Origin of the sequence: Corynebacterium sp. HMSC063G05 (assembly GCF_001810555.1) — a bacterium.
Lineage (GTDB): Bacteria > Actinomycetota > Actinomycetes > Mycobacteriales > Mycobacteriaceae > Corynebacterium > Corynebacterium jeikeium_D.
This window is the reverse complement of the sequence record NZ_KV801850.1, coordinates 19,681-42,368: the sequence shown is the minus strand read 5'-3', so window position 1 is coordinate 42,368 and position 22,688 is coordinate 19,681. Positions and strand designations below refer to the sequence as shown.

At 59.5% G+C, this 22,688-nt stretch carries 20 protein-coding genes; 11 read left to right on the top strand and 9 right to left on the bottom strand.

Features of this window, described 5'->3' with window-relative positions; genetic code table 11:
* Nucleotides 1-194 precede the first annotated feature (194 nt).
* The 6 genes from HMPREF2751_RS05905 (at nt 195) to HMPREF2751_RS05880 (ending at nt 7,315) form a co-directional block, all read left to right on the top strand.
* Entirely contained in the window at nt 195-1,931 is a 1,737-nt protein-coding gene (locus HMPREF2751_RS05905) for a glycerol-3-phosphate dehydrogenase/oxidase (protein ID WP_016421655.1), read from the top strand.
* A gap of 246 nt (nt 1,932-2,177) precedes the next feature.
* The gene (locus HMPREF2751_RS05900; RefSeq protein ID WP_187400677.1) at nt 2,178-2,927 is read left to right on the top strand and encodes an MIP/aquaporin family protein; all 750 of its coding nucleotides are present in this window, start codon (nt 2,178-2,180) and stop codon (nt 2,925-2,927) included.
* Between the two features lie 84 nt (nt 2,928-3,011).
* Nucleotides 3,012-4,568 carry a glycerol kinase GlpK gene (gene glpK / locus HMPREF2751_RS05895; protein ID WP_048732791.1) on the top strand — a complete coding sequence of 519 codons (1,557 nt, stop codon included), beginning with the start codon at nt 3,012-3,014 and terminating at the stop codon, nt 4,566-4,568.
* A gap of 142 nt (nt 4,569-4,710) precedes the next feature.
* Nucleotides 4,711-5,883 carry an alpha/beta hydrolase gene (locus tag HMPREF2751_RS05890; protein WP_048732793.1) on the top strand — a complete coding sequence of 391 codons (1,173 nt, stop codon included), beginning with the start codon at nt 4,711-4,713 and terminating at the stop codon, nt 5,881-5,883.
* Nucleotides 5,884-6,140: 257 nt separating this feature from the next.
* Complete coding sequence (locus tag HMPREF2751_RS05885) at nt 6,141-6,476, top strand: PadR family transcriptional regulator (RefSeq protein WP_070595668.1); 336 nt, start codon at nt 6,141-6,143, stop codon at nt 6,474-6,476.
* Nucleotides 6,473-7,315, top strand: coding sequence for a DUF5808 domain-containing protein (locus HMPREF2751_RS05880; protein WP_070595667.1), 843 nt, complete (start codon nt 6,473-6,475; stop codon nt 7,313-7,315). The genes HMPREF2751_RS05885 and HMPREF2751_RS05880 overlap by 4 nt, the downstream gene beginning before the upstream one ends.
* A gap of 333 nt (nt 7,316-7,648) precedes the next feature.
* Here the strand turns inward: HMPREF2751_RS05880 and serS are convergent, their stop codons facing one another.
* A complete protein-coding gene (gene serS / locus HMPREF2751_RS05875) occupies nt 7,649-8,920 on the bottom strand; it encodes a serine--tRNA ligase (RefSeq protein ID WP_048731242.1) in 1,272 nt (423 codons plus the stop codon).
* 47 nt (nt 8,921-8,967) lie between these two features.
* On the bottom strand, nt 8,968-9,618 hold the full coding sequence (locus HMPREF2751_RS05870; RefSeq protein ID WP_049171671.1) for a LysE family translocator: 651 nt from the start codon (nt 9,616-9,618) through the stop codon (nt 8,968-8,970).
* 134 nt (nt 9,619-9,752) lie between these two features.
* Here HMPREF2751_RS05870 and HMPREF2751_RS05865 point away from each other — a divergent pair, with 134 nt between their 5' ends.
* The 3 genes from HMPREF2751_RS05865 to HMPREF2751_RS05855 all read left to right on the top strand — a co-directional run bounded on the left by HMPREF2751_RS05865 (nt 9,753) and on the right by HMPREF2751_RS05855 (nt 12,002).
* The gene (locus HMPREF2751_RS05865) at nt 9,753-11,006 is read left to right on the top strand and encodes a septum formation family protein (protein WP_222865172.1); all 1,254 of its coding nucleotides are present in this window, start codon (nt 9,753-9,755) and stop codon (nt 11,004-11,006) included.
* 31 nt (nt 11,007-11,037) lie between these two features.
* Nucleotides 11,038-11,382 carry a metallopeptidase family protein gene (locus tag HMPREF2751_RS05860; protein ID WP_016421667.1) on the top strand — a complete coding sequence of 115 codons (345 nt, stop codon included), beginning with the start codon at nt 11,038-11,040 and terminating at the stop codon, nt 11,380-11,382.
* A gap of 74 nt (nt 11,383-11,456) precedes the next feature.
* Nucleotides 11,457-12,002, top strand: coding sequence for a DUF1707 SHOCT-like domain-containing protein (locus tag HMPREF2751_RS05855; protein ID WP_038627001.1), 546 nt, complete (start codon nt 11,457-11,459; stop codon nt 12,000-12,002).
* A 21-nt stretch (nt 12,003-12,023) separates the two neighbouring features.
* On the opposite strand, the gene HMPREF2751_RS05850 is transcribed toward HMPREF2751_RS05855, so the two are convergent.
* Together HMPREF2751_RS05850 and pheA are read right to left on the bottom strand one after the other, a co-directional pair.
* Nucleotides 12,024-12,815 carry a histidine phosphatase family protein gene (locus tag HMPREF2751_RS05850; RefSeq protein ID WP_070429920.1) on the bottom strand — a complete coding sequence of 264 codons (792 nt, stop codon included), beginning with the start codon at nt 12,813-12,815 and terminating at the stop codon, nt 12,024-12,026.
* A gap of 3 nt (nt 12,816-12,818) precedes the next feature.
* Nucleotides 12,819-13,754, bottom strand: a complete 936-nt coding sequence (gene pheA, locus HMPREF2751_RS05845) for a prephenate dehydratase (protein ID WP_005510446.1) — start codon at nt 13,752-13,754, stop codon at nt 12,819-12,821.
* A gap of 33 nt (nt 13,755-13,787) precedes the next feature.
* Here pheA and HMPREF2751_RS05840 point away from each other — a divergent pair, with 33 nt between their 5' ends.
* Nucleotides 13,788-15,176, top strand: coding sequence for an amidase (locus tag HMPREF2751_RS05840; protein WP_049171683.1), 1,389 nt, complete (start codon nt 13,788-13,790; stop codon nt 15,174-15,176).
* On the opposite strand, the gene HMPREF2751_RS05835 is transcribed toward HMPREF2751_RS05840, so the two are convergent.
* Nucleotides 15,173-15,982: a fructosamine kinase family protein gene (locus tag HMPREF2751_RS05835; RefSeq protein ID WP_070549934.1), complete on the bottom strand. Its 810-nt coding sequence runs from the start codon at nt 15,980-15,982 to the stop codon at nt 15,173-15,175. The genes HMPREF2751_RS05840 and HMPREF2751_RS05835 overlap by 4 nt on opposite strands.
* A 131-nt stretch (nt 15,983-16,113) precedes the next feature.
* On the opposite strand from HMPREF2751_RS05835, the gene HMPREF2751_RS05830 reads away from it, so the two are divergent.
* Nucleotides 16,114-17,517: an LCP family protein gene (locus HMPREF2751_RS05830; protein ID WP_350309315.1), complete on the top strand. Its 1,404-nt coding sequence runs from the start codon at nt 16,114-16,116 to the stop codon at nt 17,515-17,517.
* Between the two features lie 104 nt (nt 17,518-17,621).
* On the opposite strand, the gene HMPREF2751_RS05825 is transcribed toward HMPREF2751_RS05830, so the two are convergent.
* From HMPREF2751_RS05825 to HMPREF2751_RS05810, 4 genes are all read right to left on the bottom strand, one after another.
* On the bottom strand, nt 17,622-18,539 hold the full coding sequence (locus HMPREF2751_RS05825; RefSeq protein ID WP_048731261.1) for a DUF5926 family protein: 918 nt from the start codon (nt 18,537-18,539) through the stop codon (nt 17,622-17,624).
* A gap of 48 nt (nt 18,540-18,587) precedes the next feature.
* Nucleotides 18,588-19,466: a hypothetical protein gene (locus HMPREF2751_RS05820; protein ID WP_049193133.1), complete on the bottom strand. Its 879-nt coding sequence runs from the start codon at nt 19,464-19,466 to the stop codon at nt 18,588-18,590.
* A gap of 127 nt (nt 19,467-19,593) precedes the next feature.
* Nucleotides 19,594-21,555: a pyruvate kinase gene (locus HMPREF2751_RS05815; protein WP_083304419.1), complete on the bottom strand. Its 1,962-nt coding sequence runs from the start codon at nt 21,553-21,555 to the stop codon at nt 19,594-19,596.
* Between the two features lie 138 nt (nt 21,556-21,693).
* Nucleotides 21,694-22,641 (bottom strand): L-lactate dehydrogenase, encoded by a 948-nt coding sequence (locus HMPREF2751_RS05810; RefSeq protein ID WP_048731269.1) that lies wholly within the window; start codon nt 22,639-22,641, stop codon nt 21,694-21,696.
* Between the last annotated feature and the right edge of the window lie 47 nt (nt 22,642-22,688).

Below are 22,688 nucleotides of genomic sequence, written 5' to 3'. Positions count from 1 at the left end.
TTAACATACCTATCTACCTGCGGAAAACCAGACAACATTTTGGGGCGGGTTTTCTTGGCTTTTTGACCCATTGTTTATATCTACGTAACCGTAAGTTACCGCTTACAAGTAAGCCGATTTTTGGTACCCTGAGCCGTGAGCCGAGAAATTCTCTTCGACGAAAAATCAACGCCCCCACCGGGAAGGATTGGAAAATGTCGTCCTCTTCATCTCTCGCCCCATCTGCAGTTCTAAATAAGGAACAGCATGAAAAGACCTGGGAGAAATTCGGCACCGAGCAATACGACGTCGTCATTATCGGCGGCGGTTCTGTAGGCGCTGGCGCTGCACTCGATGCCGCAACCCGTGGTTTGAAGACTGCGGTCATTGAAACTCGTGACTTCGCAGGCGGTACCTCCAGCCGCTCCTCCAAGATGTTCCACGGCGGTCTGCGCTACCTGCAGATGTTGGACTTCCGCCTGGTAGCTGAATCCCTGCGCGAGCGCGAACTGTCCATGTCGCACCTGGCACCGCACCTGGTTAAGCCACTGCGCTTCGTCTTCCCGCTGACTCACCGCGTGTGGGAGCGCCCGTTCATGGCATCGGGCTTCTTCCTTTACGACGTCATGGGTGGCGCCAAGCAGGTTCCAATGCAGAAGCACTACTCCCGCAAGGGAACCCTGAAGCAGGCTCCGGGCCTGAAGGAAGATGCCGTGGTTGGCGGCGTTCGCTACTACGACACCCTGGTTGACGATGCCCGTCACACCATGACTGTCCTGCGCACCGCTGCTCACTTCGGCGCTGATGTCCGCACCTCCACTCAGGTTGTCGACTTCGTGAAGGAAGGCGAGCGCATCGTCGGCGCGAAGCTCCTTGACACCGACACCGGCGCCACCACCACCATCCGCGGCAGCGTTTTCGTCAATGCCACCGGTATTTGGTCCGATGAGATTGAGAAGCTGGCTGGCGTCACGGGCAAGTTCCGCGTCCACACCTCCAAGGGTGTCCACATTGTTATTCCGAAGTCCGCTCTTGAGGGCTCGGTGGCAATGACCTTCGTGACTGAGAAGTCCGTCCTGTTCGTTATCCCGTGGGGTGAATACTGGATTATCGGTACCACCGACACCGACTGGACCATGAACCTGGCCAACCCGGCAGCTACCCGCGCTGACATCGACTACATCCTCGATCACGTCAACGCCAAGGTTCGCCGTCCAATTACTTACGACGACATCGTCGGCGTCTACTCGGGTCTGCGTCCACTGGTGGAAGGCGACTCCGACTCCACCACCAACCTCTCCCGCAACCACGCTGTTGCCCACGTTGCCCCGGGCATGGTTTCCGTCGCAGGCGGTAAGTACACCACCTACCGCGTCATCGGTGCTGACACCATCGACGCTGCAGTCCAGGACGTCCCCCGCAAGGTACCGGAGTCCGTCACTGCAGATGTCCCGCTGCTCGGCGCTGACGGCTACCACGCACTGAACAACCAGAAGCCAGCCCTGGCCAAGCAGTTCGGTATCACCGAGAAGCAGGTCGAGCACCTGCTCAACCGTTACGGCTCCCTCATCTACGAGGTTCTGGCTCCGACAGCCGAGGACAAGTCCCTGCTCGAGCCGCTGGAGGCTGCTGAGCAGTACATGCGCGCTGAGGTTCTCTACGCCGTGACTCACGAAGGCGCAATGCACCTCGACGACATCCTGGAGCGCCGCCTGCGTGTCTCCATGGAGTACGCACACCGCGGTGTCGACAGCGCCCGGGCCACCGCTGAACTGGTTGCCCCAGCTCTGGGTTGGGACAAGGACACGATGGAGAAGGAGATTAAGGTCTTCATCGAGCGTGTCGAAGCAACTCTGGCAGCTGAACGTGAGCTGACTGACAAGGCCGCTAACGAGATTGCTGCTCATGCAGTGGAGACTCGCGCGGACGTCGATGTCAGCCTCGACCGCTAGTTTGCCCCTCCCCGCCCCCGGTGGCCGTACTAGTTAGTTCTTAGATGGCCACCAACGCTGTAGCCACAACGAAATAGCTTTCCTTCTTGGGAAAACGGCTTTGCACTTCAAGGGGCTAATGGGCTCGAAATAAAAGTGCCGGCGAAAAGAATCAGTTCTCGCCGGCATTTCTTATACCTAAAAGTTTACGTTGCACGATTCCTCGTGGCCTTTCCCGGTCACGACGCACAGAGAGTTTCACATCTCATGGAGACAATCACAGGATCCCAGGCATTCCTCTGGGAGTTTTTCGGAACCGCCATTCTAATTCTGCTCGGTAACGGAGTCTGTGCCTCTATCAACCTCCGGACTACTCGCGCAGCAAACGCTGGCTGGCTGGGCATCGCCTTCGGTTGGGGTATGGCCGTTTTCGCTGGCGCATCGATTGCCGACGTATCGGGTGGACACTTGAACCCAGCGGTAACCGTTGCCCTGGCAATCAAGGGCAGCCTGGCCTGGAGCCTGGTCCCCTACTATGCCGCAGGTCAGCTGTTGGGCGCATTCGTAGGTGCAATCCTGGCCTGGGCCGCGTTTAAGCAGCTATTCGATGCCAATGGTGTCGACGACAACGGCAACCCAACCAATGCGAATGCCGAAACTGGCGGCAACTTCTTCACCGCGCCGGTTCACCCAAATAACTTTTGGAATGCCGTCACCGAGTTCATCGCGACCTTCGTTCTGCTCGCATTCATCCTGTTCGGCCCAGCCGGCGGCGAGCTTGGCCCGCTGACCTACTTCGGTGTCTCGTTCATCATTGTGTCGATTGGTCTTTCCCTTGGTTCCCCGACCGGATACGCCATCAACCCTGTTCGTGACCTCGGCCCGCGTTTGGCCTACGCTTTCGTGCTCCCGATTAAGGGCAAGGGCGATGCGAACTGGGCCTATGCATGGGTTCCGATTGTCGCACCGATGCTGGCAGCCGTGGCTGCAGGCGCTCTTGCCTTTGCCATCGGATAACGGGAATATGAGAGATATCGCACAATAAAATATCGCAAGCCTGAACACTCACATTTACACACAATTTCGCTAGGAGTATCCCCCATGACGCACAGCAAATACGTCCTCGCCATTGACCAGGGAACTACTTCCACCCGCTGCATCATCTTCAACCATGACGCAGAAATCGTCACTGTTGCACAGATGGAACACAAGCAGATTTTCCCGGAAGAGGGCTGGGTCGAGCACGACGCTCAGGAGATTTGGACCAACACTCGTCGAGTAGTCAGCGAAGCTCTCGCCGATGTCGACATTGCTTCCCAGGATATTGATGCCATCGGTATCACCAACCAGCGTGAAACCACTGTCGTCTGGGACAAGAACACTGGTGAACCGGTCTACAATGCCATCGTCTGGCAGGACACCCGCACGAATGAGATCTGCAAGGAACTCATGGGGGATGAAGGCGCTGACCGCTGGCGTGAGACCACGGGCCTACGTATCAACTCCTACCCAGCTGGCCCGAAGGTGCGCTGGATTCTCGACAACGTCGAGGGAGCTCGCGAAAAGGCTGAGGCTGGCGATCTACTCTTCGGCACCATCGATACTTGGCTGCTGTGGAATCTCACCGGTGGTGCAGAGGGCGACAACGGCGAAGACGCAGTTCACGCAACCGACGTCACCAACGCCTCCCGTACTCTCCTGATGGACCTCAAGACCCTCGAGTGGGATGAGGACATTTGCCGTGAAATTGGCATTCCGATGTCGATGCTGCCTGACATCCGACCGTCGGTAGGCGACTTCGGCCGTATCCGCGCCCGCGGTTCTCTTGCGGAGCGACCGATTACTGGCATCCTCGGCGACCAGCAGGCCGCCATGTTCGGCCAGGGCTGCTTCGGCGAGGGCGACACCAAGAACACCTACGGCACTGGGCTGTTCATGCTAATGAATACTGGTGAGAAGCCGAAGTGGTCTGACCACGGACTCATCTCCACCGTCTGCTACCAGGTCGAGGGAGAGAAGCCGGTCTACGCGCTCGAGGGCTCCGTCTCCATGGGCGGCGCACTTGTTCAGTGGCTGCGTGACGAGCTGCAGATGATTCCGAATGCGGCATCCATTGAGAACAAGGCAAAGAGCGTCAAGGATAACGGCGGCGTGTACATCGTGCCGGCCTTCTCCGGTCTTTTTGCTCCTCGTTGGCAGCCGGACGCTCGTGGCGTCATCGTCGGTTTGACCCGTTTCGTCAACCGAAACCACATTGCCCGTGCTGTGCTGGAGGCTGCTGCGTACCAGACCCGCGAGGTCCTCGACGCCATGGTCGCAGAATCCGACACGGACATCACAACGCTGAGCGTTGATGGTGGCATGACTATGAACGAGTTCCTCATGCAGTTCCAGTCCGACATCCTGAATGTCGCTGTCACACGCCCGAACAACATTGAAACCACGGCCCTTGGTGCGGCATACGCTGCGGGCCTTGGCATTGGCTTCTGGTCGAACCTGGATGAGGTCAAGGCTCACATCACGATTGACAAGAAGTGGCGTCCGAAGATGGAGGCCGAAGAGCGCGATCGCCTGTTCCACCAGTGGAACCGTGCCGTTGAGCGCACCTACGGTTGGGTCGAGGATACGGATGCTGAGGAGGCACCGAAGCCTGAATAAGTCCTCGTAAGAGCCGAAAAATAGCCCGGAAAACCTATTCGGTTTTCCGGGCTATTTTTATTATAAATTCAGGGCTTGTTTGTTATAATAAAATTATTATAACTATCATCCACTCCTCGATTGAAAACAGAAAAGAGCAATCATGCGTCGCGCATCAATTTTCACTGCGAGTGTGACCACCGCCCTGACTTTGGCCCTGGCCACCCCGGCAGCATCAGCAGCCCCAACGGACTTCATCAAGAACCCGCTGGAACCAACTCCCGACCCGCAGTCCACTGCAATGGTCGAGCTGCCCACCACCCCGGCACCAACCACTACGGTTGACGGACGCCACGTTACGGTCACCGACGGCTACATGACCTCACAGGATGGCAAGGGCACCCAGATTTACTGGAAGTCCAACACCATCCCGAATGCCAAAGCCACTGTCGTCGTCGTGCATGGCGCTGCAGAACACCTGGGTCGCTACGAGTGGGTAACCGGCAAGCTGCTGAACGCCGGCTACAACGTTTACCGCATTGACCACCGTGGGCACGGCCACTCGGGCCAGGTCGAAGGAACCCCAGTTGCCCGTGGCCATATTGATGATTTCCACTCGCTTGTCGATGACCTGCACATGCTCGTCGAAAAGGCCAAGGCGGAGAACCCGAGCACGAAGACCTTCCTGCTCGGCCACTCCATGGGCGGCCTTGCCGTGGACTTCCACGGCATCAAGTACCCGGGCAGTGTCGATGGCATTGTCGCCAACGGTGGTGGCGCTCTTTTCAACCCCTACGGTGGCACGGACGAGGGCGAAACCATCACCCCAGAGGCCATGACCGATGTCCAGCGCGAGGCGCAGCCGACGATTTACCAGCGCCTGCCATTCCAGGACATGACCACATTCAACACTCGCATGCTCAAGGAAGTGCCGAACCGCACCGAGATGCGCGTGCCATCACTACCCGGCAGCGACTTGATTCAGCTTGGCAACCCGCTGGGTTCGAAGACCTCTTCTTCGCAGGCAGTGCGTGATGAGTACGAAACTGATCCGTACAACAACTCCAAGCTCTCGCTCGGCATGGCTCAGCAGATGGCTTTTGCCGCCACCTACAACGGCACCAACTCTGTCGACTTTGTTGAGCCGACCCTGGTCATGATGGGTGGCCAGGATGAGATTGTGCCGCCGTTCTTCTCGCGCGACTGGTACAACGGCATCTCGTCCACCGACAAGCAGCTGATCGAGTTCGAAGGCCAGTTCCACGAGACCTTCAACGAGCCGGCACAGCACGAGGCCATTGCGACGGCTATTGCCTGGCTTGATGCGCGTATCTAATTGAACGCTAAAAAAGAATCGAGCCACTCCCTAGCAGTTACGAGTTCTTCATAGAGCTAACCCGGTGGAATGAGGGGCGATTGTCTTCTGACAATTGCCCCTCATTTTCTTTGCCCTACCCTCTCCGCGCCGTATAAAGCATGCAGTACTTGGCAATACAAACTACTGTGCGTATAGTTGGTGTTACAAGGTACTAGGTATGAAAAGTATTCTGCCTGGTAGATTCCTTCATGCCGCCGGAAAGAAAGCACCACGCAATGCCCAAACGTCCACAAACACAACTGAAGAAAGGGGTACTTGAGCTCGCCATTCTCAAGCTGATTTCCCGCGAAGAGCTCTATGGCGCGGCACTCGTCGCAAAGCTCAACGTCTACCCCCACCTCAGCGCGCCTGCGGGAACCGTCTACCCCCTGCTCTCGCGGCTGACCGCCAACGGCTTGATCAGCAATCGCTGGGAGGAATCCCCCAAGGGACCGCCTCGCAAGTACTACTCACTGACAACCAAAGGAAAGCAAACACTCACGCAACTACACCAGGACTTCATCGATCTATCCGCCGACATGACCGCACTATTTTCCGAGGAGCCCCAATGAACACCTACCTCACTGCCATTGACCACAAACTGCGCGAAATCGGCATATCGCACGCACAACGCAAGGCGATCATCGCCGAGCAGGAGAGTCTTCTGCAAGAGCTTAACGACGTCCACGCGGACCTGACCGAAGAGCTGGGAACGGCGACCGACTACGCAAATTGCGTAGCCGAACAAGTTGGCGAACCAAACACCTTGCGCAGGTACCTCTCCAAACCGCTTCGGGTATTTACCAAAAGCGGTCGCGCTTCCCTGTGGAACATGGACGACCCGCGGATCCTCCAACCTCACCTGTTGGGTTTTGGCTGGTCTATCAACTGGGCCGCAGTAGCGACCAAGCTGGGGATTGTCCGACCGGACGATATTGACGGTGAGGTTATCTCTGAAATTCCAGCTCGCACACTGCAGGCGACCGCTTTTCTCCCCGCGGCCGTGACGGTTGCGCACGGCGTCGCACTGGCTATGTCCTGGAAGCAGTTGCCTTCAGAAGTCCACACGAAATGGAAGCTAAACGGCGAGGCAGTTCAGAAGACAGCACCGAAGGAAACTCTGCTTCTTCCCTTCGTGGTTTCTACGGTCGGAGCTGGATTTTCAGCTGCTTCGCTGCTCAAGGCAGATGACCGCGAAGATACTCTGCGTGTTGCGTCCCTAGGCGCGCTCGCAAGCACAATTGCACCATCTCAGCTGATCGGAGTCCTCACGGAAGAAAACTCCAAGACCAATCCGGCATTAGTCCAAGCTGGTGTTGCCGTGGCATCGGTCGCGGCTTCGGCCGCATGCCTTGCCCTACCTCTCTTCGCTGGGCTGAAGGCTACGTGGAAGAAAGCTGGGGTGGCCTAGATCACGGTGCAGGAGACATCAGCAGGTGAAAGACTCATCAGAAAGATTGTTGTAATCCGAATGTTGTAAACAACCTCTACCACCTCGAGTGAGGCTATCCCCCTGGTTCAGGTGTGTTTTCGGTTGTGTTTCTACTCTCAACCTTCCTGGTGTTTTTACCTTCTCAATCCCCCAATTAATTTTTTAGCGCAGCTAAACAAGTCACGCCTGAAAAAAGCCACTTCACGACACAGGCGTCACCTCATGCCAGCTGTGGAGGTGGCATGAGGTGACATAGGTGTCGTGAAGTCGCGGATGAACTGGGGCGGGGCCGCACCTGCTTAACCGGCTCGCTTAACCGGCTCGCTTAACCGGCTCGAGAACTTCCTTGCCCATCATGAACGGGCGCAGCGCCTCCGGAATCACCACAGAACCATCGGCCTGCTGGTGGTTTTCCAGAATGGCGACCAGCCAACGCGTCGTGGCCAGCGTGCCATTTAGGGTGGCGCAGTACTGAGACTTGCCATCGGCATCGCGGTAGCGGGTCTTCAAACGACGAGCCTGGAAAGTCGTGCAGTTCGAAGTCGAGGTCAACTCGCGGTAGGTGTTCTGCGTCGGCACCCATGCCTCGGTATCGAACTTGCGGGCAGCCGATGCACCCAGGTCACCACCAGCAACATCGATGATGCGGTACGGAACATCGACCGCGGCCAGCATCTCGCGCTCCATGTTCAGCAGCTTCTGGTGCTCTGCCTCCGCCTGCTCCGGCGGACAGTAGGAGAACATCTCCAGCTTGTCGAACTGGTGTACGCGCAGGATACCGCGGGTGTCCTTGCCGTAAGAGCCCGCTTCACGACGGAAACAGGAAGACCAACCAGCGTAGCGACGCGGCCCCTCCGACAGGTCAATAATCTCGTTGGAGTGGTAGCCGGCCAGCGCGACTTCCGAGGTACCGACCAGGTAGAGGTCATCTTCCTGCAGGTAGTAGATCTCATCGGAGTGCGCACCGAGGAAGCCGGTACCCGACATGGTCTCCGGACGAACCAGCACCGGCGGCACCATCAGCTGGAAGCCATTCTGAGTTGCCTTCTGAGCAGCCAGGTTCATCATGGCCAGCTGCAGCATGGCACCGTAGCCGGTCAGGAAGTAGAAGCGGGAACCGGAGACCTTGACGCCACGCTCCATATCAATAAGACCCAGCGACTCACCGAGGTCCAGGTGGTCCTTAGGCTCAAAGTCGAACTGCGGAATCTCACCGATTTCCTCCAGCACGACAAAGTCATCTTCGCCGCCGGCGGGCGCACCCGTAACGATGTTGCCAATCAGGTACTGCAGGCGCTCGACCTCAGCCTCGGCTTCCTTCTGCTCCGCTTCGGCTGCCTTCACGGCGTCGGAAAGCTCCTTGGCCTTCTCCAGCATGGCCGGGCGCTCTTCCTTCGACGCCTGACCAATCTTCTTACCGAAGCCCTTCTGCTCTGAACGCAGCGCGTCGGTGGAGGCAATAACCTCACGGCGCTTAGCGTCAGCTTCCAGCAGCTGATCGACCAATGCCGGGTCCTCACCACGGGTGCGCTGGGACTCGCGGGCTACTTCAGGGTTTTCGCGGAGAAATTTGAGATCAATCACGTCACCTAGAGTACCTGGTTTACGTCGGCAAGCAGGCACAAGGCTTGCTAGAGTGCCGCTTCCGCTCCTGAGGCGACCAGCAGCGCGCCGAGGACGAGGAAGATCACGCCGGCGACAGTGTCAATCCACGGCCCTGCCAGCACCATTCGCTTGACGACGGCATCCGTCGACACCACGATTGCGATAAATAGGAAGAAAGCGATTTGGGAGACGATTAGCACCAACGTACAAAGCACAAGCGTCCCCACGGATGCGCCTGCGGGAATGAACTGTGAAAGCACTGCCGTGAGGAAGAGAACAATCTTCGGGTTCGACATATTGGTGAAAAAGCCCTGACGGAATGTCGCCTTCGGCGACCGGAGCGCCTCGCTTCCCAGCGCTGGTGCGGCACCGGCGCGCAGTTCGCGGAGGGTATTGATGCCTGCCTTGGCCATGCTGATGCCCATGTAAATGAGATAACAGCCCCCGACGAGCTGGATTACGCCCATCAGCAAAGGATTGGCGGTGATGACAGCTGCGAACCCAAAAACTGTGAGGGTCATCCAGATAGTGGCACCAGTACTGATACCCGCAACCGCTGCGATGGCGTGCTTTCGGGATTTGGTGGCAAGGCGCAGGATTAAGAAGACGTCAGGCCCTGGTGAGGCCATACCAATAATGTGGACGCCCAGCAGGCTGAGTAGTGCAGTCCAGGTCAAGACTCGTGTCCTCGGGTAGCGAACAAATACCGGACTATTGTAGTGCCTGAAGTTATTGAGCAAACTCGGACCGCAAACTCGGACAGAGCGTTACCTTGTCCACAGGCTCATTGGCGGTGCACAATGGGGTCACTATGGCTGATGACAATATGAACCAGGATCGCGAGCACGCTGCCGCCACAGACACTGACTCCGGTGCAGGTACTGGCGCAGATGCCAGCGCTGGTGCGTCCTCCGCAGCCAGCAACGATGCCCACGCTTCCCGTAACTCTCGTGGAAGCTGGGGAATGCGCGCTTTGTCGACGGCAATGCTGGTCGGCGCCGCGGGAATGGCATTCGCGCTGCAAGCGGGAGTCATCGAGCCACCGAGTGGGCCACTTGGGGGCAAGGGCTCGTCGGCAAGCGCGTCATCGTCGACAACGACGACCATCGTTGACAAGGAGACGACGGCGTTCACCAGCGCAACCGCGGGCAACTGTCTGGACTGGAACCTGGCAGAAGATTTGAATGTTTCTGACTTCCGCGTCGTGCCCTGTGAGCAGCCACACGCTTATGAGGTCGCCAAGAAACTGAACCTCGCCGACTACGAGGAACATCCGGGGCAATACGCAAAAACTGCCAACTACCCGACAGCGGACAATTTGGTGGCTCTGCAAAATGGCGTGTGTCGCAACACCGTGACTGAATACCTGGGCGGCCAGTACGATCCGGACGGTCGATTTATCACGGCGCCGATTATTCCTTCGCCTAGCCAGTGGGAAAAGGGTGACCGAACCTTCCTGTGCGGTATCCAGGTCGTCGATGAAGACGGCAACACGGCGCACATGTCCGGTCCTGCGGCCGGGCAGGACCAGTCCCGCGTGTTCGAGGGTGGCCGCTGCGTGACGTTGGACGAAAGCGGTGCCATCCGCCAGGTACCGTGCGTGGAAGATCACCTGATGGAGTCGACGGGAATTGTCAATCTCCGCGACCATTTCGGTGACAACGTCCCCACTGACCAGGAGCAAAATGATGTGCTCGCGGAACAGTGTGTGACTCTCGCGCAGAATTACCTCGGCGGTGACGACCCGCTGTATAACTCAACGCTGCTGCCATTTTGGACGTCACTGTCGCAGGAGTCGCTCAATGCTGGCTCACGCAGTGTGAATTGCTGGTTGATTAAGGACAACGGCCAGGGCGGGTTCTCCACTCTCAATGGCCACGCTAACGAGTCCTTCACTATCGACGGCCAGCCGCCCGTGGCTCCGCCACCGCGCAATCCGCTGCGGGAGGAGCAGGGTGACGCTGGCGCTGGCGCTGGCACAGGTGACGTCGGTGCGGTCGGTGCCGACGGTACTGGTGCAGAAGCAGGCGCTGTGGATAACGCAATCGCTCCCGCAGGACAGTAGAACAACAGGACATTGCGAGGCAGCACCATAAATGGTTGACGTTAGCCCGGAGCGGTTCGATGCGCTTGTCGATGAGGCCATCGACCGCATCCCGACGCAGTTTCTCGATCAGCTCGATCAGGTCATCATCCAGGTCCACCCGTATAACCTCGACGAGCCCACACTGCTGGGACTCTACGAGGGCATTCCTCTGACCGAGCGTTCTAACAACCACTGGGGTCCGCCTGACCAAATCAGCTTGTATCGCGACATGCTCTGCCGCATCAGCCACACCGAAGAGGAGCTGGTAGAGCAGATTCGTGTCACTCTCCTGCATGAAATCGGGCATTATTTCGGCCTCGAGGAGGAGGATCTGGACCGACTCGGCTACGGATAAGTTCGGCTCTCCTGCACGGCCTCGCCCCTCTCGACTTCTTCACGGCAGCTTTCTTCCCTGTAGCCTTAATAACCATGAGCGACAACTCGAGCGAGAAGCCAGAAATCAGGGTCGGCGACAGGGAGCGCAACGCTGCCATGGAGCGTCTCGGCAATCATTTCGCTGATGGCTACTTGGATGTCGATGAGTTCTCCAAACGCGCCGAAAGTGCTGCTTCCGCTAAAACTCGGGCAGAACTGCAAACTCTCTTCGCGGACCTGCCCGCTGAGGTCTCCCCCGAGAGTTCACAGGGCACCCCGGCTAATCCGCAGCATCAAAGTGTCGATCAAGAGCTGCAAAACCTGATGAAAAAGGGCCGCCAGCTCAACATTGTTGATTCTGCTGCAGGCGTTATCGTATGTGTCACTATCGTTCTGATGTTTTTCACCAATATCGATAACGCGTGGCTCGGCTTCATCGTCGCTGCGGCCGTTGCCCTTATCGGGCGCGCCGCCTTGAACATCAATGATGACGAAGAAGAGCTCCTCAACGAAATCAACGAAGAGGAATCCAAGCGTCGCACGGAACGCCTACGCCTGGCAGCTCAGAAGCGCCGTGAGATTCAGGAGGGCCAGCAGTAACGGTCGCCGTTTCGCTCTCTTCTAGGGCAACTCGCTGTCGCCCCAGCGACGCACATCCCACGCGCGCGGTTCAATGCCAGCACGCTTGCCGACGGCCGCTGCGTTCGGAACCAGCTCAATTCGCTCGGTATTGGCAATGCGGTGTCGCAGTGCGTATTCCGGATCCACCCCGGTCAGATACTGCCCAATCAGACGAATAGCCGCGCCGTGGCTGACAATGACGACATCCTTGCTGCTGCCCTCCCTGGACTCCTTGGATTCACCACCTGTCGCTCCTGCCTGCTCCAGCAGCTGCTGTAGCGTCGGCAGGTATCGGTTCAGCACGTCAGCACCGGATTCACCGCCGGGAAGACGATACTCCAGCTCCCCATTGAGCCACTGGTAGAAGGCGCGCATGTACTCCATGTGCGCATCGCGATCATTGCGCCCCTCAAGGTCGCCGGCCTGAATCTCGTGGAGACCACCCTCATGGCGGATGCGAACGGAAGTCTCTCCCAGGTGGTGCAGACTCGCGACCGCGCCTGCACCAGTTTGGCGTGCACGCAGGGCATGGGATGTGACGATGTCACCGATTCTGTGGACGTCGGGAAGCAAAAGACGTCCCAGACTGCGCGCCTGCCTCACACCGAGGTCGGTGAGCGGTGCGCCCGGCAATGCGGTATCCAGGCGGCGGTTGATGTTGCCGGTGGTCTGCCCGTGGCGGATGAAAATGATGCGCTGGGAATCAACCGGCATGACAGATTCAGGGCGGTCTGGGCGGTCATCGAGGAAAGGCAGCTGTCCAACTGGATTTTCGGGCGCGGCGGGTGTCATGTTTTACCTTCGTCCTTCCTTGAGCGCGTCGACCCATTCAATTGACTGGGAGATATCCGGCGGCGGGGTCATAATGCTGCGGCGACCGCCCTCAGCGACCGGCCAAGATCCCAGATACCGCAGGTCTTCGGCGTATTCGTGCAGTGCCGCGAGAGCCGCCGCAACCTGTGCATCATCAACGTGGCCGTTGCAGTCAATGTAGAAGCGGTAGAGGCCGAAGAGCTCGCGTGTCGGCCGCGACTCGATGCGGGTGAGGTTGACCTGTCGCACTGCGAACTCATTCATGGCGCGCATCAGTGTGCCGGGCTGGTTCGGCAGCGTGAAGGAGACCGAGGTCCGGTCGGCACCGGTGCGCGGCGTCGGCACACCAGGGCGCCCCACCAGTAGGAAACGGGTTCGGGCACCGCGCACGTCGGCGACCTCAGTGGCCAGCGCCTCAAGTCCGAGCAGCTCACCCGCGCGGGCCGGGGCAGCGCAAGCGTCGTGGGTACCCTCGGCGACCTGGTGAGCCGCCGCCGCATTGGAGCTGGCCTGATGAACTTCCACGCCCGGAAGGTTGGCATCCACCCACTGTTTGACCTGCGGATACGCCACAGGATGTGTCGTAAAAGTACGCACCTGTTCCGCCGTCGTACCGGGACGGACCAGGATAGAGAAGACCACCCCGACCTCGGTTTCACGGAAAACCTGCAGCTCCGGCCCAGCAGCGAGGGCATCAAAAGTTGGTGTGACGGGACCGTCCACGCTGCTTTCGATAGCCACGCAGGCAAAGTCCGCTTCCCCTCGGCGCACGGCTCCAAGCGCGGCCGCGGGACTATCCACCGGCACCGCATTGACCGCAGATTCCCCTGCCGGATCAATCTCGCCAGCACGCGCCATGTCCCACAGCGCCTGCTCGGTGAATGTGCCCGCAGGACCCAAATAAGTAACCGTCGTCATAAGCTCAGATTAGAGGGCTTCTACACTTATTGCATGACCTCTTCTTCCGAGATGCCCGCCCGCGCCCTCACTGAAGCCGTGCGCAGTGGCGCAATCTCGGTATCGGAAATCGTTTCGGAATTCGCCACGCTTGCCGACGACGCCGCGACCAATCCCGCTCGTTTCGGTATTGCCACGTCCTTGGCCGAGCACGCTGTCGACCGCGCGCGCAGCCTCACTGCCGGATCCGAACCCGCCCGGCGCGCTAGCCACGGTCTCCGGCGTGACCTCCTGGGTCTGCCAGTGGCAATCAAGGACCTATTCACCATCGCTGGGGTCGAATGCACGATGGGCTCGACCAACTTGGCTTTCACCGCCACCGAAACTTCGGACCCCGTGGCGAAACTGCTGGCTCGTGGCGCGGTCCTCACGGCGACGACACACACCTCCGAGGTCGGGATGACGGCCTACACCGAGCCGATTGGTTACACGGCCCCGGAAAACCCCTACTTCGCCACGCCCAATCAGCTGTCCAATCAGCCGGATACCACGCCACGCACTCCCGGCGGTTCCTCGGGCGGCAGCGCGGTTGCTGTCGCAACTGGTGTCGTTCCCGCAGCTCTGGGCTCTGACGGCGGCGGTTCTATCCGTGTGCCCGCCGCCTGCTGTGGCCTCGTTGGGTTGAAGCCAGCACATGATATTGCGGGTGGAAATCTCTCCACGCCTGCCTTCCTCACTCGCACAGTCGATGACGCAGCACTGCTGGCCGGGGTGCCACTTTCCTCAACCCCGCATGTTTTCCGACGTTCCCAGCGTCCCCTTCGCATCGGTGTCACTGTCAGCCCTTTTCATGCTGAGGTGGACGTCGATAAGCGCTGGGCAAACGGTGCGTGGGCGGCGGCTGACCGTCTTGCCGACGCCGGGTACGACGTGGTGGAAGTGCCCAGCCCCTACGATCCGGCAGGTCCGGACGTGTTCGAGATTTTTCGACGGACCATCACGCGAATGGCCACGAAATTGCCGCGCGCGGACTACTCCGAGATTGTGCAGTGGATTCGAGCCTGTGGCCAGGAGATTTCCGCAGCGGAGGCGACGGCGACACATCAGCAGCGGATGGCTCTGCCCGGCGCGATTCGGTCGCGTTGGGAAGTCGATGCGGTGATTACGCCAACGCTGGCGTTTGATCCGCCGCGTATTGGGCATTTCTCTGCGTTGGCGCCGTCGGAGGACTTTGACGAGCAAACCCGGTGGACACCGTGGTTGTCGCTGTGGAATCTGACTGGGTGGGCGAGTGTGTCGGTGCCGATTGCTGTGCCGGGTACGAGCGGTGCCAGCGCCAACACAGTGCACCCCGCCACCAGCGTCAATATCGGTGCGGTGCGCTGCGGCGAGGCAGAGCTACTGGAGATGGCTAGCGTGCTGGAGGCTGCTAACGCCAACTAGCGCACGTACTTCGCCGCCATTGCCGCCGCCTGTCCGGCGTATCCGCCACCAAAAAGCACCGCGTGCATGAGCACGGCGTAGAGCTGATGGAGTTCGCAGCTCTCGGCGAAATCCGGCAGGGGATGTACGGATTCGTAGCCACGCAAGATCTCGTTGAAGTGCGTTGCCCCGAATAGCGCCAGCAGTGCCAGATCTTCCTCGCGGGCTCCGCCGTGCGCTGCGGGGTCGATCAAAATCGCGCCGTCTGCATCCCACATGAGGTTTCCCCACCACAGGTCACCGTGGACACGCGCAGCGTCTGGCTCGTTGTCGAAATCTCCAGCCAAGAGTCGCTCAATGAGCTGGTCAAAGATGTCTAGCTGACGGTTATTGTAGGAGCTTTCCAACTTTCCCAGCGCTGGCAGCAGACGCCCTTTGGCCCAGTATTCACCGAAGCTCTCCCGTGGAGTCAGGTCCATCTGCAGTGGCTGATCCAGTGGACCGAAGTAACCGTGCCCCTCCCACCCATCGGGGCCGGCACCCCAGCCAGCAGCGCCCAGATTGTGGGTAATGGCCAACGATTTTCCGAACTCGTACGCTGCCTGCGGAGTCGGCACCGTCGACTCAATTCGACGCAATTTCAGCGCATGCCCGCTCACGCCCAGCACCTCCACTACGCGCGCACCGCCGTCAGCTTCACCCTCGCGCAGCCAACCCAGCCCCGCCGCCTCACAGGCGAAGAAGTCCCGCGGGACACCATGTCGGCTCTTGACATAAACATCCGACTCGTTGACTGCACGTTCGTTGTTCTGGTTCATTGCGGACATATTTCCAGCATATTCTTCTTCGTTCCCAACCCCTTTCAGCACGTCGCATGCAGGGTAACGCCAGCGCTACCAAGACTTGTATTGCTGTCTCGGTTCTCTTAGTCCGCTGTCGTTGCCTATTCTTTATTGGTATGGAAGGCAACTTCGACGACTCGCGCATTGCCCGCGACCGATACGGTAGGCCGCTTAAAGATCGCTATGGCCGCCCCATCTACCGCCGTGTGGACGAGGCGTCGCCGAAGCATGCCCGCCCCCGTGAGGCCGATTCGCGTGGCGCTTCACGACGCCCCATCCCGCCCCGTTCCGACCGCCCATCTAGGGCAGGGGCAGCCCGCCCAGCGCCTATGCCTCCGCGCAGGTCTAGGCCGCAACCGGAACGTCGGCAGGCGCCACTGAACGAAACGCGCATTGAGTCCCGTCCACCGGTGAACCGGGCCGGTAGCGGACGCGCTGGCAGCGATCCGCGGTTTCCCCCGCCCGGATATAACCCGGATGCGGATTTCCAATCTTCCTCGCACGGCTCGTCACAGGACTACTACAGTGCCCCACAAGCAGCGAGTTCTGGCCGTGGTGGACGCCGTGGCAGTCGTGGCGGCGCCGGCGTCAGGTCTGGGTTCCGCATGCCACGCTTGCGACTGCCACGCTTGCGCTTTAAATCCATCATCCTGCTTCTCGTCATCTTCCTTGTCGTCACAATGGCACTTGTCGACATCCGCCTGACCAGGGTCGATGCGTTCTCCGGTCTGGCAGATCGCCCTGCCAATACGATGTCCTCCAACTGGTTGCTTGTCGGTTCGGACTCTCGTACGGGCTTGTCAGAGGAAGATGCCGCCAAGCTGTCGACGGGCAGTGGTGATTTCGGCCAGCGCACCGACACCATCATGATTGCCCACATTCCGGTGCTCGGTAAGCCGAAGTTGGTCAGTATCCCGCGTGACTCCTTCGTGGATATCCCGGGCAATGACAAGAACAAGATCAATGCGGCATTCGCATTTGGTGGCCCCCAGCTACTCATCGACACTGTAGAGAAAAACACTGGAATTCACATCGACCACTACGCCGAAATTGGCTTTGGCGGTTTCGCCGGTGTCGTCGACGCTGTCGGTGGTATCGAGATGTGCCCTGAAGAAGCCATCGACGATCCGCTGGCAGGCCTGAATATCCAGGCCGGTTGCCAGAAATTCGACGGCGCGGGCGCCCTGGGTTACGTGCGCACGCGTGCTACCGCCCAGGGAGACTTGGACCGCGTAGAGCGGCAGCGTGAATTCATGAGTGCGCTGATGGGACGGCTGAAATCACCTGCGGTATGGCTCAACCCCTACCGCTGGATTCGCCTGGCCAATGCTGGCACTAAGGCCGTGTTCGTCGGCGATGGTGACCATGTCTGGCATCTGACCTGGCTGATGTTGCGCATGCTCTTCGGTTCCGATTCCCTTACCGTGCCTACCTCAGGCGCCATGGATACCGGTTATGCGGGCAATGTGCTGCTCTGGGACGAAATCGAAGCGCCAGCACTTTTTGCGGAGCTGAGATAGCCAAGAGGGCAGCTAAAACAGCTTCGGATAGCTTTCGAGACAACTAACGCGTGTGACTTAGCATTTTGCTGAGCCACACGCGTTAGTTCTTAAACCAGCTACGCCTAGTTCCGAATGGTCACCTGACGGGACACGATGGTCTCACGGGACTTGCGCTCTTCGGCGGTCAGCGGCTCTTCGCTGGCCAGCGCCTCAGCGATACGCTTGTCGGCCTCTTCCACGGCAGCAATCCAGTGGTCGTGCGGCTTGGTGTTATCCAGGTCCCAGACCGGCACCAGCAGGCCATCGGTGCGGAAGACACCAGCGAACTTAGTGCCCTCTCCCAGCGAAAGGTTGTCCGCAGCGTGCACGCGTGCCAAGGCGTCCAGCAGTGGCTTCTCATCTTCACGGCGCACCCAGCGGATGTGAGCGCGCTCGCCCGGATCAATCCACCACACAGCGCCAGCGACCTTCGCATCCAGGCGGTACGACGGGAGAATCGCGTCGTTAGCCACGGCCAGGTTCTGCTCGATCATCGGGGTGCGTTCAATGCCCTTGGGAATCCACCACTCGAAGTCCTGGTGGACCTCCAGGTTGTCGAGATCCACGGCGGTCAGGACGTCGGTAAGCGGTGCGGCCTCGCCGTCAGTGGCGGAGGAGAGCTGCTGGCCCGGCTCTGCGTCACGGGCCCATGCCAGCGCACGGGAGAGATCCGCAGCGCCGTCATTGGTGCGCGCCTGCGTCTGCAGCGCGACGAAAGCCTCATTGCCCTGGTCAGCGGCACGCGTCAGGGCAGCAACGCCGCCTGGCAGCACGGTGCAGAGCTTGATGTCACGCTCGGCGTCAGCGACCGTGACCGGAATGACCACAGCCGGAGCGAACTCGCGGACAGCCACGATGTCAGCCTCTTCGTCGAAGTCCTTGAACGGACGCGGATTACCCAGCAGCGCTGCACGCTCAGCAGCGCGGGCTGCCAGCTTCGCCTGACGACGGCTCATGCCCTCCGGGGCCTGATTATTCTTCTTACGAGATTTCTTTCCCACAAGGCCACAGAATACCTATTCGCTCTCCGTAGTTCGCGACTGCCTGGGCTACTTATAAAAATCGTCGACGAATTCGCTCGCCGTTCCTTCGAAAAGCTGCTTGTCGACGGCCATTGCGCCCGTCTCCCCTTGTTCATCGGTAGCTTCGCTGGGGATGAAGCCCTTGGACCAGAAACCGGGCTGGGTGCGTTCGCGACCGGATCCAACGGGAATGTTGCGATGCACTTCCTCGGGAGCCAACACGTAGCCGAGTAGCCGCGCTGTGAGGGCAGTCGTCACACAAGCTAAAACGGTGATGATTCCGGCCTGGAAGTATGTCCGGGATACGTCGGCAGCGATAAACCACCCCACTGCAAGTGGCCACAAAACGCAGGCCAGGTACCAGATAAAGCGACCTGGCCCCATTACGGCAGTGACTCCTGTTTCAGCCAACGCGACCACGGGCCCCGTGATGTTGCGCACTGGCCACATGTGCATCGTGCGCACATCCGTTGCCGTGCGCGACAGCAGTGGGCGAGCATACGTTGCGCGGTCACGCAGCACCTGGAGGGTCTTGTAGACCGAAAAACCCAGCCCAATGAGGGAAACCATTCCACAAAGACCGAAAGCCCATGCTCCAAACTCACCGAGGAGGGAAACCACTAGGTCCTGACCGGGGCTCAGGATGCTCATCCAGACGAAAACGGTAAATGCGGCGAATACTCCGGCGCCGCTCATCGCCCATCGAAAGACGCTGTCCGCGCGCTTGCGAACAATCTCATCGGCCTTCCAGCGCGGCGTCGCACCCGTGATAGTCGAATCCGAGACAGTCGGCTGCCAGTTCTGCTGCGATGGCAGCACCACCTGAGGTGGGGACTGCTGCGGCTGCTGCTTTGGAGACTGCGGCGGCACAGCCCACCCCGCGTTTTCTGCCTGTTCATTAGACATTTTCCGCAGGGCTCCTCTCTCGCGTCTCTCTCGCGCGGCTGGCTTCTTCCGCAGTCTTTTCTCCAACGGCGTTTTTTGGGTGCGCTCCCCTAACCTACCTAAACTAGCCCGGCCACTAACCCAGCCACTAGTCCGACCAGCTGCGAATCTTCCGCAGCATGATGCGGCTCTTACGCTGCGAACGACCCATCTTCCGAGCCAGGTTGTTCAAAATCGCGATGGCCTCGGTGATGTGCGGCCCCTTGTTCAGCATCACGCACTCGGCACGCAGGGCGAAAGCCGCATCGGTAATCTCCGCGCGGGAAGGCAGGCCGGCCTTGGCCATATTCTCCAGCACCTGAGTACCCAGAATGGTCGGCACTCCGGCTGCCTGCGCCAGCGTCAGAATCTGGCCTGGGACCTCACCCATGCGGTCGAAGCCCAGTTCCACAGCCAGGTCACCACGAGCAATCATCAGACCGGACTTGGCGCGCTTCATGCTGGCGATGATGATTCCCGGCAGATTCTGGAATGCCGGAATAGTCTCAATCTTCAGCACAACGCCCAGGCCCCGAGCCCTCGATGCGAGATCCTCGCGGCCCGCAGCCTCATGTTCTGCCGCAATCTCATCGAGCACCTTGTAGACGTACTCAGCATCCTCCTGCGTGCGAATAAAGCTCACCGCAGCAATATCCGCGTGCTCCACTACAAAGCGCAGATGCTCAATGTCTTCGTCGGTAAGCGAATTGAGCGGCAGGTCGGTGTTCGGCAGGTTGATGCCCTTATGCGCCGCCAACGGCTGTCCGTTCGGCTTGGTGCGCTGGACACGCAAGCGGGCATCGACGTGGCTATCTTCGCTTGACGACGTCTCGGAGACCTCAACCACCTCAGCGCCGAGTGCACCGTCGTCGAAAAGCACCGGATCGCCCGGCTTCAGAGCCGCCACGGCAGACGGCAGCGAGCAGGAGACTCGTGGAATTTCATCCTCGGTGCGTGGAATGGTGGTGATTTCCTCGCGGCTGGTGAGAATGAACTCATCCCCAGTGTGGAAACGCAGCTTTTGCACGGTCGGTGGCACGCCGCCAGCACGTGTGACCTCGTAGTTGCTGCGCAGGTGTGTGCCCTCGGCGATCCAGGCGTTCTTCTCACCCTCGGCGAGGACAGCCTCGACCTCACCCTCGACGTCGGTGTCGATGCGCACAACGGTGAAGTGACGCTTCGCTGAGCGGGAGTCATGCAGCGTCATGACATCGTCAAGCTGCAGCTGTTCCAACCATCCCTGATCTGCTTCCAGCGGCAGAGCAGGACGCCCCGGCAAATCGTTCGGAGCTGGCTTGGGGTGCCCATCCAGACGTGGAGTCAGCCAAATCTTGGACTTGGAGATGACTGTGCCGGCGTCGTCACGCACAACGCGGGCGCGACCCACGCGCGGTCCCGGTTCGATATCGCCTGTGCGCAGCTTCGGGCCAGCCAGATCCATGGACACGAAGATGCGGCGACCGGCCTTCTCAGCTGCAGCATTGACGTTGTCAATCATGCGGCTCCACTGCTCAGGGCCGTCGTGGGCGCAGTTGATGCGAGCGAGATCCATGCCGGCAGCAGCGAAGCTCTCCACCAACTCTGCGTCGTCGGCGGCCTCGGCGGGCAGGGTCACCATAATGTGCGAAGTGACATCCGCGCGCTCCTGACCGAACAGCTCGGTGGCGTTGTTATCCAGGGCAATATCCGCGCGCTCATCGTCGGCAATAATGCGGGCGACATCGACATCTGAGGTGCGCCCCGCCAGCGCCAACAGCGCGTTGAGGGCCAACTCAAGGCGCCCCCGGGTGAAAGTCTCCACCGTGGTCAGACTGGTCACGCCGAGGTCGTGCAAGCTGTTCTGCAGCTCACGGATGTCAATTGTGCGCAGGTGTGCGTAGTGCAGTAGGTTTTCCGCGTGCCGACGGCGCTCTTCCGGCACCTCTGCGAGCAGTGCAGATGCCTCCACCGAGACGTCGTCCAACTCTGTAATCAAATCGGTGACCTTGCTGATGAGGTCATCCAGACGCGGTACGGCCGCGCCGCTTTCAGTGTTGTCAGTTGCTGTGTCTTGAGGGCTCTGCGCTGCCATAGAGAAGGCACTCCTGTGTTGAAGACGAAGCGTTGGCCAGAGTCGGCCACGCGGGCCAATAGAAGGTGGGCATTCTCATTCTCAAATGAGACGGCCGAAAGCGCATGTCGAGAAGACATGCGCTTTCGCTACCAGCAGTTACTTCCAGAATGGATCCTGCACATCTCGGAGCGTCTGAACGGACTTGTCCAACTGCTTCTTTTCGTATTCGTCCAACTCAAGCTCGATAACGCGGCGAATTCCTCGGCGGTTCACAATGGCTGGTGTTCCGATGAACACGTCCTCATGGCCATATTCACCTTGCAAGTATGCGGAGACCGGCAGAGCCACCTCTTGGTTTTGGAAAATGGCGCGCGTGATGCGGGCCAAACCCATACCGATTCCGTAGGAAGTGGAGCCCTTGGCATCGATAATCTCGTAGGCGGCATCACGGGTTCGGATGAAGATGTCCTCCAGCTCGTCGTGAAGCGTGGGGTCAGCGGCGAGACGCTTGGACAGACCGACGCCTGCAACGTTGGCGCTGGACAATACCGGCAGCTCGGAGTCGCCGTGTTCACCGATGATGTATGCGTGCACGCTCATCGGGGAAACATCGTAGTATTCACCCAGCATGTAGCGGAAACGTGCGGTGTCCAGGATGGTGCCGGAGCCGAAGACACGGTTGTGCGGCAGCCCGGAGTACTTCCACGCAGCGTATGTGAGTACGTCGACGGGGTTGGAAGCAATCAGTAGGAGCCCATCAAAACCGCTGTCCATAACGGAATCGACGATGGACTTCATGATTTTCATGTTCTTGTCCACCAGCTGCAGGCGAGTCTCGCCCGGCTTTTGTGCCGCACCTGCACAGATAACCACCAGCGCGGCATCGTCACAGTCGGCGTACGTGCCCTGGGTGACTTTGGTGCGCGACGACGCCCACACCACGCCATGGTTTAAGTCCATGACGTTGCCCATCGTCTTCTTCTCGTCGATGTCAATGATTGCCAAATGGTCGACAGTGCCTTGGTTGACCAGTGAGTACGCATATGCCACGCCGACGTCGCCAGCGCCGATCAGCACGACCTTATTTCCTGTGGATAGCTTCATAGCCCTCGGATCCTTCTCAACCGATTCGGAAAACGTTGCGACACCCC